Annotated in this window: 15 protein-coding genes; 13 read left to right on the top strand and 2 right to left on the bottom strand. The window is 49.8% G+C overall.

Features of this window, described 5'->3' with window-relative positions; all coding sequences use genetic code 11:
• The first annotated feature begins 132 nt into the window (after positions 1-132).
• Both EJP77_RS10740 and rnhA read left to right on the top strand, forming a co-directional pair.
• Positions 133-369 carry a DUF6953 family protein gene (locus EJP77_RS10740; RefSeq protein ID WP_127199232.1) on the top strand — a complete coding sequence of 79 codons (237 nt, stop codon included), beginning with the start codon at positions 133-135 and terminating at the stop codon, positions 367-369.
• A gap of 53 nt (positions 370-422) precedes the next feature.
• Positions 423-1,091: a ribonuclease H gene (gene rnhA, locus EJP77_RS10735; protein ID WP_127199231.1), complete on the top strand. Its 669-nt coding sequence runs from the start codon at positions 423-425 to the stop codon at positions 1,089-1,091.
• A gap of 137 nt (positions 1,092-1,228) precedes the next feature.
• Here the strand turns inward: rnhA and EJP77_RS10730 are convergent, their stop codons facing one another.
• Positions 1,229-2,011, bottom strand: a complete 783-nt coding sequence (locus EJP77_RS10730) for a hypothetical protein (RefSeq protein ID WP_127199230.1) — start codon at positions 2,009-2,011, stop codon at positions 1,229-1,231.
• Positions 2,012-2,285: 274 nt separating this feature from the next.
• Here EJP77_RS10730 and EJP77_RS10725 point away from each other — a divergent pair, with 274 nt between their 5' ends.
• The 8 genes from EJP77_RS10725 (at position 2,286) to EJP77_RS10690 (ending at position 13,988) form a co-directional block, all read left to right on the top strand.
• On the top strand, positions 2,286-5,681 hold the full coding sequence (locus EJP77_RS10725) for a copper amine oxidase N-terminal domain-containing protein (protein WP_127199229.1): 3,396 nt from the start codon (positions 2,286-2,288) through the stop codon (positions 5,679-5,681).
• Between the two features lie 290 nt (positions 5,682-5,971).
• Positions 5,972-6,481 carry a hypothetical protein gene (locus EJP77_RS10720; protein WP_127199228.1) on the top strand — a complete coding sequence of 170 codons (510 nt, stop codon included), beginning with the start codon at positions 5,972-5,974 and terminating at the stop codon, positions 6,479-6,481.
• Between the two features lie 237 nt (positions 6,482-6,718).
• Positions 6,719-7,390, top strand: a complete 672-nt coding sequence (locus EJP77_RS10715) for a stalk domain-containing protein (RefSeq protein WP_127199227.1) — start codon at positions 6,719-6,721, stop codon at positions 7,388-7,390.
• 241 nt (positions 7,391-7,631) lie between these two features.
• Positions 7,632-8,978, top strand: coding sequence for a sugar ABC transporter substrate-binding protein (locus EJP77_RS10710; RefSeq protein ID WP_127199226.1), 1,347 nt, complete (start codon positions 7,632-7,634; stop codon positions 8,976-8,978).
• Positions 8,979-9,044: 66 nt separating this feature from the next.
• Positions 9,045-9,935: a carbohydrate ABC transporter permease gene (locus EJP77_RS10705; RefSeq protein WP_127199225.1), complete on the top strand. Its 891-nt coding sequence runs from the start codon at positions 9,045-9,047 to the stop codon at positions 9,933-9,935.
• A gap of 17 nt (positions 9,936-9,952) precedes the next feature.
• Positions 9,953-10,777: a carbohydrate ABC transporter permease gene (locus tag EJP77_RS10700; protein ID WP_127199224.1), complete on the top strand. Its 825-nt coding sequence runs from the start codon at positions 9,953-9,955 to the stop codon at positions 10,775-10,777.
• A gap of 252 nt (positions 10,778-11,029) precedes the next feature.
• Entirely contained in the window at positions 11,030-12,838 is a 1,809-nt protein-coding gene (locus EJP77_RS10695) for a cache domain-containing sensor histidine kinase (protein ID WP_127199223.1), read from the top strand.
• Complete coding sequence (locus EJP77_RS10690) at positions 12,816-13,988, top strand: response regulator transcription factor (protein ID WP_127199367.1); 1,173 nt, start codon at positions 12,816-12,818, stop codon at positions 13,986-13,988. Before EJP77_RS10695 ends, EJP77_RS10690 begins: the two co-directional genes overlap by 23 nt.
• Before the next feature lie 67 nt (positions 13,989-14,055).
• Here the strand turns inward: EJP77_RS10690 and EJP77_RS10685 are convergent, their stop codons facing one another.
• Positions 14,056-14,826, bottom strand: coding sequence for a hypothetical protein (locus EJP77_RS10685; protein ID WP_127199222.1), 771 nt, complete (start codon positions 14,824-14,826; stop codon positions 14,056-14,058).
• A gap of 389 nt (positions 14,827-15,215) precedes the next feature.
• On the opposite strand from EJP77_RS10685, the gene EJP77_RS10680 reads away from it, so the two are divergent.
• The 3 genes from EJP77_RS10680 to EJP77_RS10670 are packed head-to-tail and all read left to right on the top strand — an operon-like array spanning position 15,216 to position 17,271.
• Positions 15,216-15,653 (top strand): YciI family protein, encoded by a 438-nt coding sequence (locus tag EJP77_RS10680; RefSeq protein WP_127199221.1) that lies wholly within the window; start codon positions 15,216-15,218, stop codon positions 15,651-15,653.
• Positions 15,646-16,902 (top strand): RNA polymerase sigma factor, encoded by a 1,257-nt coding sequence (locus EJP77_RS10675; RefSeq protein WP_127199220.1) that lies wholly within the window; start codon positions 15,646-15,648, stop codon positions 16,900-16,902. The genes EJP77_RS10680 and EJP77_RS10675 overlap by 8 nt, the downstream gene beginning before the upstream one ends.
• A 27-nt stretch (positions 16,903-16,929) precedes the next feature.
• Positions 16,930-17,271 (top strand): DUF1801 domain-containing protein, encoded by a 342-nt coding sequence (locus EJP77_RS10670; protein ID WP_127199219.1) that lies wholly within the window; start codon positions 16,930-16,932, stop codon positions 17,269-17,271.
• The last annotated feature ends 58 nt before the right edge of the window (positions 17,272-17,329 follow it).

The following is a 17,329-nucleotide window of genomic DNA, read 5'->3' as shown; positions in this document are numbered from 1 at the left end:
GAGCCGAAATGACACCCGCCCAAGAGAACGGAGTATTTCCTTTGATGTGAAAAGGGGTGATTTATTGAATGATGACCCCAAATCGGATACCATGCTGTATAGGACTAGATCAGTTAAGGAGCTGGGAAGCGAGTGGAAATCTCAGAGCAGCAGGTGGCACAGTGGATGGTCGAGGAGATCAGACAAAGGGGCATCCTGCATCAAGAAGAAGCGATTAAATATGTCAGAGATCATTTCGGGGAACAGTATGTTTTTATAAATGAGAACGGCAATGCTTCACTGTCCAAAGAAGTGAAGAAGGCGTTCCGCAAGCTGCATGGCGGCCGGGTAGCCTGGGACCGGGATGGGTTCTTCTGGGCATGGACCTAGAGTTCGCAGGATCGCGTTGGCAGATTGGACAATAAGGAGAGAGAATAGAGGCTATGGCGAGTCAAAAATATTATGTGGTATGGGAAGGCACCACCCCTGGGGTATACGCAACTTGGGCGGAGTGCAAGGCTCAGGTGGATGCCTACAAGGATGCCAAATATAAATCCTACCCTTCCAAGGCAGAAGCCGAGAAGGCTTACCGGGAAGGCTGGAAGAAGCACTGGGGCAAGTCTGCTTCCTCCGCGGGAGGAAGCAGCCACAGCCGGAGTACGAAGAAAGCTCCTGGATCGGCAGGTAGTACGGCCTCACGGGAAGCCATCGATTATGACAGCATATCTGTGGATGTGGGGACCAAGGGCAATCCCGGCCCGATCGAGTACCGGGGAGTGAGCACGCGGACAGGTGAAGTGATTTTTGAGCGGGGCCCCATTCCAAATGGGACGAACAATCTGGGCGAATTTCTAGCGATTGTCCATTCGCTAGCCTACTTGAAGCAGAAGGGCAGCAAGATGACGGTGTACAGCGATTCGAGAACCGCGCTCAAATGGGTCCGCGAGAAGCAGGTCGCCACAACACTCGCGCGGAGTGAATCCACCCGCGAGGTCTGGGAACTGGTGGACCGTGCAGTGGCCTGGCTGAAGACGAACAGCTATGAGAACAGGCTGCTCAAGTGGGAGACCCAGGAATGGGGCGAGATTAAGGCGGATTACGGACGTAAGTAAGCTATTTCTATATGAAAAAGCTCAGGTTCCTTATGGGAATCTGAGCTTTTTTTGTAATTGAACCCACCTGTCCAAATACAAGAGAGCTGCCCCGTTGTAGAAATATCTACTTTGGGACAGCTCTTTTCTTTGGAATCCTATTTGAATTTGTTCATATAAGCGGAGAGCCCTGTGCTGAACTGGGAGATTAATTTGCGTCCCGCAGTCAGCTTGTCGTTGGCCTGCTTGATCAGCTTGGAGTCGACTTTGGTAGAATAGAGAGCCTTCTTCACCAGATTCATCCCTTCAAGTTGAAGGGAAGCGCCCTTGATATACAGTCCATTCAGTCTTGCCAGCTCCGTGTTCGAGGTCTTGATGGCTTTAAGCCCGGCGACAAACTTGGTGTAGTTAGGAATAACTGTATTGGCATAAGCCAGATACGATTCCTTGCGGTTCTTGCTGGTGAAGAAGCTGTACTTATTGGACGTATCAATAGCTTTATCCTCATAAGGTACAAGCTTATCCAGGGCAGCCGCGTAATCCTTGATCTGCTGGATAGCTGGGTTGACCGGCGGTTCTGTGACATGGAAAGGAATGCGGATAGGTTCATAACCATATACCGTGATAATTACATTCGCATCGCCTGGACCCTCCGCATATACATCAATGCTGCCAAATCCGTCCTCGGTGGTGACCACTGAAGGGTTATCCGAAGTGGAATCGACATCAATGGATAGAATGCCATCTGCGCATTTGTAGTAGATAGTTGTGCCCACTTTATAAGGATCTTTAGAGACAACCAGGTCATGGGTGTCTACCTGGAACGTGCACACGTCGTCCGTCAGCGGCTTAACTTCTGCAGCAGCACTTACCGACGGGAACGCCAGCACGGCAATCAGAATTGTGGCGAACAACCACTTGGTGAATCGATAGGTCTTCATTTTAAAAACTTCCCCCATACTCTGTAATATATTTCTTTGGTTCAATCCATGTACATGGATTGAACTAACGTCTATTTTTTAGTTCATTCCATGTACATTGTTATTATCGGGAAAATAGTCAGGTCTTTCCAGGAAATAAATTACTTTTCTCTACTCAATCATTCTATAATTGTAATATGGGCAAAAATTTTTACCTATTGAGGAAACTTTTAACATAGGTCCCGCGTCCAATATTAGCGAACAAGCAATTATAGGCTTGATAGAGGAGGATATTATGAAAAGAGTCGTTTTCTTGCTTACGATTATCGCATTAATTGCATCATTATCGTGGCACACACAGGCTCAGGCGGCGGCTTCGCCCATCCGCATTTATATGAACGGGATCAAATTAGCCGCAGACCAGGCACCTATTGAGAAAGAGGGACGCGTCCTGCTTCCGCTGAGGGCTATTTTTGAAGCGCTGGATGCGACGGTGGACTGGAACGCCAAGACGAGCATGATTACAGCCAAGAAGGGGAGCACTAAGGTCACCCTCAAGCTGAACTCCAAGGCGGCAACCCTTAATAATCAGAAGGTTACCCTGGATGTTCCTGCCCAAGAAGTCAATGGACGTACACTGGTTCCGGTAAGGTTCGTCAGCACGGCACTCGGAGCCGATGTGGAATGGAGAGCTTCTACCCGCAGCGTACATGTCAGCCATTCGGATACTCCTGAGCCGACCGAGCTGAGTCCGGTAGCTTACGTCACTCCGAGGATTATAAGTCAGTACGGGGATGGCCGGGATCTAAATGTCAGCTTCTCCAAATCCGCCAATGAATCTCTTGTAAGTCAATATCGTGTGCTCGTTGTCAAAACTAGCAGAACGGGCGCATTTGGCGAGACTGCCGCGCGGCAGGTATCCTCGGCGAACTATACCGCTGTAGGGCTTCAAGGATCGGACCGCTCTGTGAATCTGTCTTCGAACACCCGGGATACGGATGGAGAACTGCTCCGCTCTGGCCTGTCTTATACCGTGTATGTTCTTACAGTCGGCAGCAAGGGTCAAAGTGTTCTCTCTAGTGCATCTGGAGCTGTGACTTTGGGGTCGAATACAGCGGCTTCCTCTGTTAAAGGAACAGATATTGCCGATTACGGAGATGGGCGGGACTTGTCCGTCAGCTTCACCAAAGCACAGAATGAGTCCAATATTGCGAATTACCGGGTCTTTGTCGTGAAGACCAGGGATGTGAACAGCTTCAGTCCGTCCGCGGCAAGCAGTGCGGCGGTATCGAATTATACTACGGTGAACAAGACGGGGGCTTCCAGCCTTAGCGTTACACTCGGCTCCTCGGCTAGAGATACCTCCGGTGAGTATATCAAGAATGGCGTCTCCTATACGATCTATGTACTGTCAGTAAGCAGCAACTTAAGCATCGCTTCCCATCAATTATCTGCGGGTTCGCAAGCGTTCACCCTAAGCAGTGGTACAGTTACAGCTCCGTATATTACGGGGGTAAGTGATGTCAGTGACTATGGCGATGGCCGTGACGTGCGGATCAGCTTTAACAAGGTCTCCGATGAATCCCTAATCAGTGGATACAGAGTCTTTGCGGTTAAAGAGCAGAACGCTTCCAGCTTCACTCTGTCTTCTGCGAATGCACTGTATAGCAGCTATTACACTACAATTAGCAAGAGCGGCTACAATATCAGCCAGATGCTTAATTCCAACTCCAGAGATGTAAATGGTACCCTTCTCACCAATGGAACAGCCTATCGTTTCTTCGTTATGGCCGTTGGCACTGGCAGTTACTCGGGCACGAATACCCTGTCCTCGATGTCCTCATCGCTGACCTTATGGAATAACACCAATGTGAATGCAGTGACGAACGTGGGCGTCAGTGATGTAGGAGATTATAACGATGGCCGAGACCTGCGGGTGACCTTCACCCGGGCAGGCAATGAGACCAACATCAGCCATTACCGGATCTTTGTGGTCAGAAGCAGCAGTGCAAGCAACTTTGGCCTATCTACGGCGAACAACTTGTCCAGCAGCTATTACACCTATGTGAGCAAGACCGGATATAACATTGACCAGCTGCTTCCGAGTAGCGCCAAAGATACGGATGGATATCCGATTCGCAGCGGTATCAGCTACCGGGTCATTGTCCTCTCTGTGGGAAGCGGCAGCAGTGCGGGCAGTAATGCATTATCCAGTTACTCCTCTGCCCTTACCCTGTATGACAATATGAATGTCAGTGCTGTAACCGGCGTGAGTGCAGCAGATGTGAATAACAACAATAACGGCACAGATCTGCGAGTAAGCTTCAATAGGGTCAGCGATGAGTCTACCCTTTCGCAGTACCGTATCTTTGTCGTAAATAATGCCTCTGCAGGCAGCTTTAATCTGGCTAGTGCTCAGTCCAGCAGCTATTACACCCTGGTGAACAAGACGGGGTCTAATGTGAGCCAAGTACTGGCCTCCGGGGCCCGGGATACGAACGGGAACTTGATTCAAAATGGTGTGGCTTACCGGATCTTTGTACTCTCATTAGGTGGAGGCTACTATGCTGGCAGTAACGCACTGTCCTCAGCTTCAGCTGTAATTACGCTGGCTAATACAACCGTTGGGGCGGCAGCGGATGTTACCGCAGCCGATACCAAGAATTACGGGGATGCCCGTGATTTAAGGATCACGTTCAATAAGGCTCCAGATGAGACTGCACTTACGGAATATCGTATTTTTGTAGTTAAGAGCCAGTATGCCGCTAACTTCACGAAAGCGGAGGCGGTGTCTAATCCGAACTACACTTCTGTAAGCAAGACGGGAGGCGCTATCACCAAGGATCTTGCTTCCGGCGCGAAGGACACGGACGGAAATACGATTCGCAGCGGGATCAGCTACAGCGTGTATGTTCTTTCCGTGGGAACCGGATCTAGCGCGCTCTCTGCTAGCTCCCAGCCTGTCACACTTACGGATACCTCCAAGGTTGAACCAGCCACCAACGTTACGGCTGCCGTGAATAAAGATGGTGCGGGTAAGGCTACAGGGATTGCGGTAACCTTTGATCTTTCGGCAACCCCCTCGAACGTCAAGGAATACAGGGTCTTTGTAGTTCCTTCAGGTTCGGGGACGTTCGACTTGACGAGTGCCAATGACAATACAAACTTTACGAAGAGCAGCAGCGGGCAATTAACGATTCCAGTGTCTTCGAATGATACAACAAACCAGCCTATCTCCAGCGGAAAATACAAAGTGTACGTTCTGGCGGTCTCGTCCATCGCAGGCATTCCAAATGCCCTATCTGCTGCATCAGCCGAGATCACGATTGGGGATCCGCCAGCGCAAGTGCAAGCTCCGGTAACGGTTAAGGCTGTAACCAGTGTTACGGCGTCTCTGGACCAGACCGTACCCAAGCAAGTTAATGTGACTTACACAGTGCCTAACGACAGCAATTTTGCATCGTATACGGTAGCTCTTGTACCCGCAGGGGAGACTACTGTGACAGCAGCTAACGTATTATCCCTTGCCGTAGTAAGCCGCAGCGGGAACACGGGAGCTGCTGTGTTACTGGACGCAGCGGCAGTCACGGCAGGAACGTACAAAGTGTACGTTCTGTCTATAGCGGATGGCACGAACGCTACGATCAATGCCCTTTCAGCTCCTTCTTCCAATATCACCATTGGACAATAATCCACTAAGAGGCTGCCTCAGCATTCGTGCGGGGCAGCCTCTTGGGGCTGTATCTTCCTATAAGGATGTACCCCTGACTCACGAACTGAAAATCAATGCCATCAGGTGTTATGACGACTCTATACGTAGGCTGAGGCTGGAATCCCGCTTGACGAGCGGCCTCAGGTGTTAACCCTCAATGGCTCCTAGACTTTGGTCTAGGAACAATCCTCCCTCCAGATGGAGGTTAAATATTTCCAATCGTGTTATCCTGATAACAGATCAAAACGGGTAGAGGAGTGTTACATAACATGAATACAAAGTCGATTTTCGGACCTGTCTTCATTCTGCTGGGAACATACTTATTTCTAAATAAGACGGGTTCAATGGGGCCGGGAACTATATTTGAATACTTCTGGCCTACGCTGTTCATCATTCCGCTTGGCCTCCTGATGCACTGGCTGTACTTCTCCATGACGGGCCGTAAAGGCGTTGGCCTGCTCGTTCCGGGCGGAATCCTATTCACGGTGGGACTGGTGTGTCAGCTGGCTACGCTGTTTGACAGCTGGGGTACGATGTGGCCGGGCTTCATTCTGGCCCCTGCGGTGGGTCTGTTCGAGCTCTACTGGTTCGGCGGCCGCAACAGATGGCTGCTCATTCCGATTAACATTCTGACGGTGATTTCGCTTCTGTTCTTCGCCGTATTCTCCATTGGCTCTATGCTGAGCCATATGGTGCTCGGCCAGCCACTGATGGCTTTTGTGCTTATCCTGGCAGGAGCCGCGCTGATGTTGTCTCCGAAGAAGAAGAGGGAGTTTTAATCTCCGCTATAACGCCCGAGTGTCTATAATGACATCCGGGCGTTATTTTTTGTGAGCAAGGCAGAGGCTGGATGTTGAAATTCCGTCATGAAGGGGTGAGTCCCGGCTCCCGGTAGGGCATTCGGATCAGGTGAACCGCGTGCTTGCTGCTATCGGACTATACTCAGGCCGCAGGGAATCAGGTATGCTGAATACAAATTGCCAAAATTGGCATATTTCCTCAAAAGGAGTGTTCACATGAAGAAGAAATGGATTACAGCTGGTGCCGCTGCTGCTTTATTAATGAGCACCTCTGCTGGTGTATATGCGGGCGCAAATCTGCAGCAGATCCAAGCTTTCCTCGACCCGTCTATCAAATTTAAGGTGAATGGAAAGCCGTTCCAACCGCAGAATGACAAAGGGGCTGCACTGGCACCGATCACGTACAATGGAAGTACATACCTGCCGGTACGTGCCATTTCTAATGCTCTGGGCGTAGCGATTGATTATGATGGCAAGACGAATACGATTTTCCTGGGCGAGAAGCAGGACGGTGTTCCGATTGCCGATAGTGCTGGCGGAGACTTCCGGACTAAGGATCCTCAGTTAACGACGTATAACGGCAAGGATTATAAATATGTATTCTTCAATAACTCATCAGGGAGACGTTCCAGCGGATTTATGCTGTATCCAAAAGGAAAGTACCAGAAGCTGTATCTGCAGACCGCGGCAGTCGGCAAGGATATTGAAGAGTTCTTTGTTAGCGACAGCGATACAGATACGAAGCTGAAGATTGATAAGGTTAATGTATCTGATGGACTCAAGACGTATGAGATTGATATCAGCGGACTTCAAACTCTATATGTACATGCAGACCTTCAGGAAGGCGGGAACTGGTTCGTTCCGCTGACAACCTCCTATTATAAGTAAGTAGTCCACCATACAAGCTGAAGCCGGAATTTTACGGCTTCAGCTTGTTTTGATTTTGGGGCGGAATTTCCTAAGTAGATTTACTCCCTATATCTATGTGAAATTGGTGCAAACGATCCACCTTATCCTTTTAAATACAAATCTAAAAAAAACAAACCTTTCTTCTTAAATCCACAACTTGTTGGAAGCGCTGTTATCGCTAATAATTAACTTATACTTTTAAATAACAGGGGGCTACAAAATGGTACAAAAACCGTTAAGAAAAACGCTTTCCATTCTTATGGCAGGCGCGCTGACACTCAGCTTAGCCGCATGTGGAAGCGGAGCTAAGTCCGACTCGGGTACAGATAGCAGCAATGCATCCTCAGGTGGAGACAAAGCAAGTGACAAAAAAGTTACCATTACGTTCCAGAACATTTACCCAGACCCTACAACCCCAACTTATAAAACCCTTCATACGCTTGTAGAAGAGTACGAGAAGGCTAACCCGAACATTCATATCGAACTCGATACCTTGAACACAGACCAGCAGAAGATGAAGCTGAAGACACAGGCTGCTTCCAAGGAAGTGCCAGACATCACGATTGTTAACCCATCCGCACAAATGAAGCCGTTCGTGGATGCCAAATTGCTGGCACCGCTGAATGATGTGATCGATAAGAACGGATTGAAGGACACTTACCAGGCCGGACTCCTCGACAACTACAGCTTCGATGGCAATGTGTATGCGCTGCCAGATGGTAACAATATTGAAGTTGTGTATTATAACAAGGATCTGTTCAAGCAAGCAGGAATTGAGAAGGTTCCTACTACGTTCGATGAGTTCCTGGCCGACGTGAAGGCGCTCAAAGCCAAAGGAATTACACCACTCGCCATCGGAGAGAAAGATTCCTGGACTGGTTCCTTCCTGTTCATGAATATGCTGCTTCGCACAAACGGCGGCCCTGGCTTCCTGAAAGATGTAGTGGATGGCAAGAAGAAATTTGATGATCCTGCTTTTATTGAAGCTGTTGACCGCTTCCAGGATCTCGTTCAAGCTGGCGCATTCCCTGACGGAGCAACTTCCATTGATGCTAATGCTGGCGGTAACATCTTCAAATCTGGTAAAGCTGCAATGTGGGTGATCGGAACCTGGGAGACAGGTGCAATTGACGCTTCTTCTGTAGCCGGTAAAGTAGGGGCATTCCAGTTCCCGACGATTAACGGTAAAGGCAACCTTAACGATTTCATGCTCGCGCCAGGCAGTGGATTCGCCATTTCTGCTAATAGTGAGCATTTGCAGGAGACCAAGGATTTTCTCAACTACTTTACACTTAACTTCCCTAAGAAACAATTTGAGAATAAGAACGCTGTAGGTCTTGGACAAAAGGTAGAAGGTGATCTGAAATCTGGAGGTTACTCTGATCTTGCGATTGAAGTGGCGGGTCTATTCAACAACATCAAGGGCGGCGATCTGGCCTTTGATAACACGATGAATCCGGCAACCGCACAGGTTCACCTGAGCAGCATCCAGAACCTGTTCGTTCAGAAGACAGATTCCAAACAGGTGGCTGAAGAGCACCAGGCTGCATTTGAAGCGAACAAATAACTCAAGCGGTGCGAAGTGGCCAAGTGCCTCTTCGCACCGAGCTTTTAAACATAGGGGGCGAAAGTCGTGAATGTGTTGAAGGTGCCCGGACGTACGATTGCCGTCTTCGTATTGCCTTGTCTGCTGCTGTATGTATGTCTGGTGTTTGTCCCGATCCTTGTATCGTTCTATACCGGACTTCTAAGCTGGGACGGCATTGCGAGCGCCAAATTTATAGGATTAGATAATTTCAAAAATATGTTCTATCATGACCCGGTCTTCTGGCCTTCGGTCCGCAGAACTCTGGTGTATGCTGTTGCATCCATGCTGGAAATTCCATTATGTCTCTTGATGGCAATCTTGCTGAATCGCTATGTAAGAAGAGCGAACTCTTTGGTATCTATTTATTTCACTCCCGTTATTCTATCCGTCGTAATCATCGGTCAATTGTGGAAAACCATCTATAATCCAACCTCTATGGGCGGGATGCTCAATGGCGTTCTGATCTCCCTTGGACTTCCAAGCTGGGCGCATAACTGGCTGACTGAGCCCAACATTGCGATGTTCTGCCTGTATTTTGTATCCCTGTGGCAGTATTTCGGATATCATCTACTGATTCAATTTACCGGAATTCAGAATCTGCCGAGTGAAATTTATGAAGCGGCCAAAATCGACGGTGCCGACGGCTTCAAGGCAGATCGCTATATTACCCTGCCGCTGATCGTACCGATCTTCAAAATATCCGTTGTACTAGCTTTCATTGGCTCTCTGCAGGCTTTCGACCTCGTCATGGTTATGACGGGCGGCGGTCCAGCTCATGCCACAGATGTAATTTCTACACACATGTATAATAGTTCATTCTTGTCCATGAAATATGGTTACGGTAGTGCCATTGCGACCTTCCTGGTCATCGTATGCTTAATCTTTACCGTTATTATTAACCTGATCTTCAGCCGTATAGAGAAGAAAGTCGGATAGAAAGGGAGTGCACGAAAATGAGTAAAGTGAAAAAAGGATTCGTGTATCTTCTGTTCGCGATTCCGGTGATTACCCAGCTGTACCCGCTGCTCTGGCTGTTTCTGTATTCATTGAAGACCAATGAAGAAATCCTGGGCGGCAGCTTCTTCGCTCTTCCGAAAGTCTGGAAGTGGCACAACTATATTGAAGCCTACAAACAGGGCAGTTATTTGAAATATTTGTCCAACAGTGTCTTGGTCACTGTGGTGACTATGGTCTGTGTGATCATACTAAGCTCGATGGTAGCTTATGCGATCTCACGTTTCCGGTGGCGCTACGGGAACGTCATCCTGCTTATTTTCATGATGGGTCTGATGATCCCGATGCAGGCTACTCTGCTGCCGCTGATGATTATTTTCAAGAACATTCATATCCTTAATACGCATTTATCGCTCATCCTGCCCTACGTTGCCTTCTCGACACCGATTGCGGTGTTCATTCTGAGTGGCTTTATGAAAGGACTTCCGCATGAGATTGAAGAGTCGGCCTTTGTCGATGGGGCCAGTGTGTACCGGATCTTCCGCAGCATCATTATGCCGATCTCGATCCCGCCGATGATGACGGTATGTATTCTGACCTTTATCACCATTTGGAACGAGTACATTCTTGCCGCGACCTTCATCTCGGCCGAGAAGCTTAAGACGCTTCCATTCGGGGTGTACACGTTCGTCAGCCAGTATTCCGTGAACTACGGGGATATCGGAGCATTCCTGATATTGGGCGCGCTGCCTGTTATCCTGATCTACTTTATTCTATCCGAGCGGATCACCAAAGGAATGGTTGCCGGAGCCGTTAAGGGATAATTACGATTGCCGGGCTCACTCTGCCCTACTATAATGGAGTTAGAAGAAGTTCAATTTAAGAATTACCCATAGGCAAGAGTGTGAAATGATTCTGGAGAAGCGAAGCGTTCGCCTTTGTGACCGGATTTCCACCTTATTAATTTAATTGAGAAAACTGGGAACAACAGCGATCGGAAGAACATTTCACACGGCTGCCTCATGTGTAAGTCATTAGAAGAACAGCAGGACTACTGGATGGGAGGGGATAATCCTTTGAGAAGAGGTTTTCATTCCATAAACCATCGGTTGTTCCTGCTGTTCCTGTTTTGTATGTCAGGAATTGTACTTGTAGTGAGCCTGCTCTATTATAATCGCAACACGGAGCAGTTCCATGACAAAATAAGTGATCTGGCACAGAAGAACGTGTCACAGACTGTCGGCCTTTTCGATCTGCTGTATAAAGGATATGACAGTCTGTCGAAGACACTCAGCAACAACTTCGACATGGTCCGCAAGCTGAACGAGAACTATACAGAACCGGCTATGGCTTATTTTAACGAGCAGTCCATTACCAATATGATAGGAGCTATCTTTTATTCCCGGGATGATCTGGTTGGGATTCACGTGATTACAGATAAAGGCAAGATTTATAACTACGGGAACTACATCAATGTGGTCGACCCCCATTATCGGGAGCAGGAATGGTACAACCAGATTCAGCAGTCCTCCGGGAAAATGGTCTGGCTTGGCGTATTTCCGCACTCGCTGATCGACCAGAATCAAAGCATGCCGGTCTTCGCCTTCGGCCGTCAAATCTTCGATCTGGACGAACATAAGCGGATTGGCGTTGTGCTGTATGAGACGAATCCCAAGCCGATCATCGAGGCTCTGAACAATTTGAAGCTGGGACAGCACTCCAGCGTATACGTGGTCTCCAAGGGAGGGCGGATGGTCTCTACATCCGTTACTCCGCAGCCCAGTCCGGAAGTGCCGATTCCGGACCTCGGCAGTGAGAAGAATGTGGTGGTACAGCAGGATCAAGGTCATCTGCTAATTGCTTCCCGGCTGCCTTTTACCGATTGGTCGGTCGTCAGTATCACCCCGGATAAGGACCTGAATGTTGAGCTGATGCAGATGAAGCGATATTTGCTGATCGTGGTCTCCATTCTGATCATCGTGTCGGCTCTGATTGCTTCCATCATCTCCAAGACGTTCTCATCCCCGCTGAAGCGGTTGATCCGGGAAATGAAGCAGGTCGAAATGGGGAATTTCCGAGGGGAGCTTAATGTAACCTCTTATCAGGAAATTAACATTCTGGTGGCGTCCTTTAACCGGATGGTTAGGCGGATTGGGGAGCTGATTGAACGGGTGAAGATCTCGTCAGTTAGTGAGAAGAATGCAGAGCTGCATGCGCTGCAGTCCCAGGTTAACCCGCACTTCCTCTATAATACGCTGGACATGATCTACTGGATGCTTGATGAGAAGGGCGACGGAGATGAGCAGCTGGGCGAGATCATTCTGTCGCTTTCCCATATGTTCCGATACAGCAGTCATTGGGAGGAGGGGGCCGATGTCACCCTTCGGGAGGAATTTGAGCAGATCAATCATTATCTGAACATTATTCTGTTCCGGCTGGATGGAAGGCTGAAGGTAGAGACGGAGACGGATGAGATGTGGATGGATATCCGGATTCCGAAGATGACGCTTCAGCCGGTGATCGAGAATGCGGTGAAGCATGGGCTGGAATCGCTGGGCAGCAGACAGGGCGTTCTCAGAGTAACGGTCAGGGAAGACGGTCAGAATCTAAAAATTATGATTGCGGATAACGGCTGCGGAATGGAGCCGGCTGTGCTGGAGCGGCTTGTAGCCTCACTGGATGAAAGAAGACCATCCGGTAAAGGACCAGGTGGAATCGGGCTGCAGAATCTTCACCTGCGGCTGAAGATTATGTTCGGCGAGGAGTACGGTCTGGGAATTTACAGCATCCCAGGTGAAGGAACCACGGTGACCATTATAATTCCACTGCCGCAGAACCAAGGAGGAGAAGAACATGAACACCCTGAATATCCTGATCGCGGATGACGAGCGCGCAATTCGGGAGGGGATCAGACGGACGATCGAGCAGATCTGTCCGGAATATAACGTTCATTTAGCTGCCCGGGCCCCAGAGGCTGTTCAAATTATGGGGAGTCAGCGGATTGATATAGTGCTTACAGATATATTGATGCCTGGGATTAACGGGCTCGAGTTCATGAGGATCTCGAAGCACCGCTACCCGCTTGTGAAGTGGGTTGTGATCTCTGCACATTCCGAGTTCTCTTATGCCCAGGAGGCGGTAAGATTGGGTGCCCGGGATTATCTGCTTAAGCCGATAGGCAAGAAGCGGCTGGTTGAACTGATGGAGAGTCTGGAGACTGAGATCGAGCAGGAAAGTGAGCGCCTGAGAGAAGGGGAGAAGCTTCGCAAGAATCTCAAGTTTCTTCAGGAGGGCATTCTTCGCCGCTTGGCTTCTGGACTGGATACGGGCAACCTGGATATGCAGTCCTTTAGTAAGGAATACGCTGAATTCTATCTGATCATGGTACAGCTTGAAGGGGCGGAGACTCATCATGCCTTGGAGCATTTCATCGTCGAGAATGTGCTGTCTGAGCTGATTGATAACAGCGGCCGAGGGTTCGTCATGAGCTTTGATTCCAATTGCCTGCTGGGGCTAGTTGTACTTAACGAGGATCTCGATGTATTCAAAGGTTCGGTTAAGGGACACTTAACCCATTACGTGAAGATCCCTTTCCATATTGCAGTCTCCGGACTGAATAAAGATTTCAGTGCAATCCCGCAAATGGTCAAGCAGATGAGACAGGCATCCGCTGTGCAGTCCATTGAGCCTGTTAAAGGCAGTGGAGAAAAGTCGATTGACGATGCAATTGAATATATCAGGGAGCACTATAACGAGGAGCTCTCTCTCGAACGTGTGGCTTCCGTCGTCTACCTTAACCCTGCCTACTTCAGCCAGCTGTTCAAGCTGAAGACAGGGCAGGGTTACAAGGATTACGTTATCTCCCTGCGTCTTGAGCAGGCGAAGAAGCTGCTGCTGAATCCAAAGCTTCGGCTCGCCGAGATTGCCGAGCGGATAGGATACCAAGACATGCGGCATTTCACCCAGGTTTTCCGCCGGAAGTTCGGCTTAACTCCAACGGAGTTCCGGCATAAGCAGAATGTGAATGTGATCTAAGGGATTGCATTGTAGGAGCAAAGGCTGCCGGATGGATCCGGCAGTCTTTGCTGTGCTTCAAATCAAGTTACTTCGCTGGAATCTGGGCTCTCGCCTTGGCGATGATTCCGCTGATCTTCATCTCCAAAGTGTGAATCCCCTTCTTCTGATCAACAGTCTGGCGGGTTAGAGAGAGAAGGACAGATAAGCAGTCCGCTGTTCGCTTGGCGTCCTTTTTCTTCAGCAGCTGCTTGAAGTCACTCCATTCTGCAGAATACCGTTTCTTGGGGATATCTACCGCGCTTTTGGCTGATTTGATCTGCACTTTGACAGAATCTATGCCAGAAAGGACTGCTCGAATGTCCTTGATCTTCTTGGCTTTCTCATCTTTGGCGGCTTTCAGCTGCTTCTCCTTCAGCTTGATATCCTCCCTGGCCAGCTGGACAGCAAGCCGCATCTCGGCCGTAGCAGATTTGGTGCCGCTGACGGAGCTGTAGAGCACGAACATCGGCTTGTACTTGTCCTTGGTCATCTGGAGCTTCTTCTCCAGTTGAGCGACTTTGTCCGCATCAATCCCTGTGATCTGTTTGCGAACGGCGATTACCGCTTCTTCGTTCCCATAATGTGCATTCTTGATGGTCCCATCCAGAGCGGACTCCTGTGCAAGCAGTGAGGATAATTCACTGAAAGACGCAGTAATCCGGCTCTTTAGCGGTGCATCCGCCGCTGCGGCAGCCTTCTCCACAGATAACTTAAGCGAATCGGTCAGCTGGGAGGTTGATCCCATTACCGATGAGGGAACTGCTGCGGCAAGTACAGCAGCCAGAATGATGATGGCTATTGATTGGTTCAGATTCATAGTAAGTGCCTCCTTTAGATTGTTGTGCCTAAGCGGCAGGGCATGATGGAGAGGGGCTCTATGCAGTTGCGGGAACCGCTGCCCCTCTGCGCAGTCCCGCAGCTCTCGCTCTGTACAAGACTGCAACACTGAGCTCGATCACGCCAAAAAGCACCCGTAAGAAAAGGCATCTCGCCTGATCTTACGGGTGCTTCCGCGTAAGTACATATGTTTGCATTGAATATACAAGAGACCTGAAGGGGTGTCAAGTGGAATTTCATTTAGAATGAGCAGGAAAAACACGATCAGAAGTTGAAAAAATTAGAAAATATCTTTTTGACCTGTCGATTCTGGAGCCTCCCGTTCGTTGCAATTATAGATACCCATAAGAGACAAGGAGAGGATCTTCAATGAGATTTATGATGATTGTAAAAGCAACCCAAGATTCCGAGGCTGGTGTAATGCCTAGTCAAGAGCTATTTGACGCCATGGCGCGGTATAACGAGGAACTGGCTAGAGCAGGTGTGTTAGTTGCTGCAGAAGGACTTCACCCAAGCTCAAGCGCGATTCGCATTTCTTATCCGGAACCGGGCGGTAAGCCGGCGGTATTGGACGGGCCTTTCACGGAAGCCAAGGAGCTGATCGCGGGATTCACCTTGATCGAGGTGAAATCGAGGGAAGAGGCAATCCAGTGGGCCATGAGGATGCCAGACCCGCACGGCTTAGGAGAAGGTGAAATCGAGCTGAGACAAGTATTCGAGGCCCCGGAACTGACCCAGGACCCGGAAGCCTTAGCCAAAGAAATAGAAATGCGTGCAAGTGTAACGAGGAAGCCAGGTCGTGAATAAGTCCGCTGCCCACCGTACCATCGATGGAATTTGGAGAATTGAATCGCCCAGGATTATTGCAGGTCTGGCACGTAGGGTCAGAGATGTCGGTCTGGCCGAGGATTTGGCTCAGGATGCCCTTATTATTGCACTTGAGCGGTGGCCAGAATCAGGCATCCCGGATAACCCGGGAGCGTGGCTGATGACAACCGCGAAACGCCGAGCTATCGATCACCTGCGCAGAAGCAAAGTGCGTGACCAGAAATACGCGGAGCTCGGCTGGGAAATAGAAAGACAGTACGAGCCGGATTGGGATGAAGCGATCGACGATCCAGTCGGAGATGATCTCCTTCGTCTCATGTTCACAACGTGTCATCCCGTTCTTTCCGCCGAAGCCCGGGTGGCGCTCACACTCCGTCTGCTCGGGGGACTCACGACAAAAGAAATCGCGAGCGCGTTCCTCGTCCCGGAGCCGACTGTCGCTCAGCGGATTGTCCGAGCGAAGCGCACGCTCGCGGCTGCGCATGTCCCTTTCGAAATGCCGCCAAGGGCAGAGCTGCCAGCGCGGTTGTCGTCTGTACTTGAGGTGATCTACCTTATGTTCAACGAGGGCTACGCCGCATCCTCCGGCGGAAGCTGGATCCGGCCGATGCTCTGCGGGGAAGCACTGCGGCTCGGAAGGATATTGGCTGAGATAGCACCCGCCGAACCGGAGGTCCATGGACTCGTGGCCTTGATGGAGATTCAATCCTCCAGGTTCAAGGCGCGGATTGACAAGAAGGGGGAACCCATTCTGCTTATGGACCAGAACCGCGCTCTATGGGATCATCTGCTTATTCGCCGCGGGCTGTCTGCGATCGAACGAGCCGAGCGCCTTGGCAGGGCATTCGGCCCCTATCTGATTCAAGCTTCGATCGCAGCATGCCATGCTCGTGCCCGTACGGCTTCGGAGACGGATTGGGTCCGGATTTCGGCGCTGTACGATGCTCTTTCCCAAATCGCACCGTCGCCCGTCGTCGAACTGAACCGTGCCGTCGCACTCTCGATGGCGTTCGGCCCGGAAGTAGGCCTAGAAGTCATCGATGCGATAGGGCAAGAACCCTCCTTGAAGAACTACCACCTTTTACCGAGCGTTCGGGGGGACCTTCTTATGAAATTGGGACGCACACAAGAGGCGGGTATAGAATTCAAACATGCTGCTGCACTCACCTGTAATGAAAAGGAGCGCGAGTTTCTTTTGAGACGCGCAGCTGATTGTGCCATAGACTAAAATAAGGATCCGAGAGGAGAGTTTAAAATGAATCAAGAGGTTACCGAGTTTATCGAGAAAGTTAAAGAGCCGTGGCAGGCCCATCTTTGCCAAGAGTTACGCCAGGTCGTCTACCATGCTATTCCTGACGTTCAGGAACGCATTCAATACAATAAGCCCCATTTCTTGAAGAACAAGAAATATGCAGCAGTGATCTCGACTTCCAAGGATGCTGTTAGCTTTACGATCTTCAACGCAGCAGGACTGGAGTTTCCCGCAGGATTGTTCGCTGGCCCCCCAGAACGAAAGACGATCAAGTACCGAAGCGGGGAGCAGATGGATGGGGGTCTGCTAACTGATTTATTAAGACAAGCATCTGATACGATCTAGCCCGAACCCCGCCCAGCATTGGGCGGTTTTTTATTTCAGAACCCCATAATACGTGTCG

This window comes from Paenibacillus zeisoli, assembly GCF_003994465.1.
GTDB lineage: Bacteria > Bacillota > Bacilli > Paenibacillales > Paenibacillaceae > Fontibacillus > Fontibacillus zeisoli.
The sequence above is the reverse complement of the archived record's forward strand: the minus strand, read 5'-3'. Positions and strand labels throughout refer to the sequence as shown.

What these genes read in the sequence shown, in the direction of transcription:
- EJP77_RS10680 (WP_127199221.1), top strand. Translation starts at nt 15,216, where the DNA reads ATGAGATTTATGATGATTGTAAAAGCAACCCAAGATTCCGAGGCTGGT.
- EJP77_RS10685 (WP_127199222.1), bottom strand. Translation starts at nt 14,826, where the DNA reads ATGAATCTGAACCAATCAATAGCCATCATCATTCTGGCTGCTGTACTT.
- EJP77_RS10670 (WP_127199219.1), top strand. Translation starts at nt 16,930, where the DNA reads ATGAATCAAGAGGTTACCGAGTTTATCGAGAAAGTTAAAGAGCCGTGG.
- EJP77_RS10725 (WP_127199229.1), top strand. Translation starts at nt 2,286, where the DNA reads ATGAAAAGAGTCGTTTTCTTGCTTACGATTATCGCATTAATTGCATCA.
- EJP77_RS10715 (WP_127199227.1), top strand. Translation starts at nt 6,719, where the DNA reads ATGAAGAAGAAATGGATTACAGCTGGTGCCGCTGCTGCTTTATTAATG.
- EJP77_RS10730 (WP_127199230.1), bottom strand. Translation starts at nt 2,011, where the DNA reads ATGAAGACCTATCGATTCACCAAGTGGTTGTTCGCCACAATTCTGATT.
- EJP77_RS10720 (WP_127199228.1), top strand. Translation starts at nt 5,972, where the DNA reads ATGAATACAAAGTCGATTTTCGGACCTGTCTTCATTCTGCTGGGAACA.
- rnhA (WP_127199231.1), top strand. Translation starts at nt 423, where the DNA reads ATGGCGAGTCAAAAATATTATGTGGTATGGGAAGGCACCACCCCTGGG.
- EJP77_RS10700 (WP_127199224.1), top strand. Translation starts at nt 9,953, where the DNA reads ATGAGTAAAGTGAAAAAAGGATTCGTGTATCTTCTGTTCGCGATTCCG.
- EJP77_RS10710 (WP_127199226.1), top strand. Translation starts at nt 7,632, where the DNA reads ATGGTACAAAAACCGTTAAGAAAAACGCTTTCCATTCTTATGGCAGGC.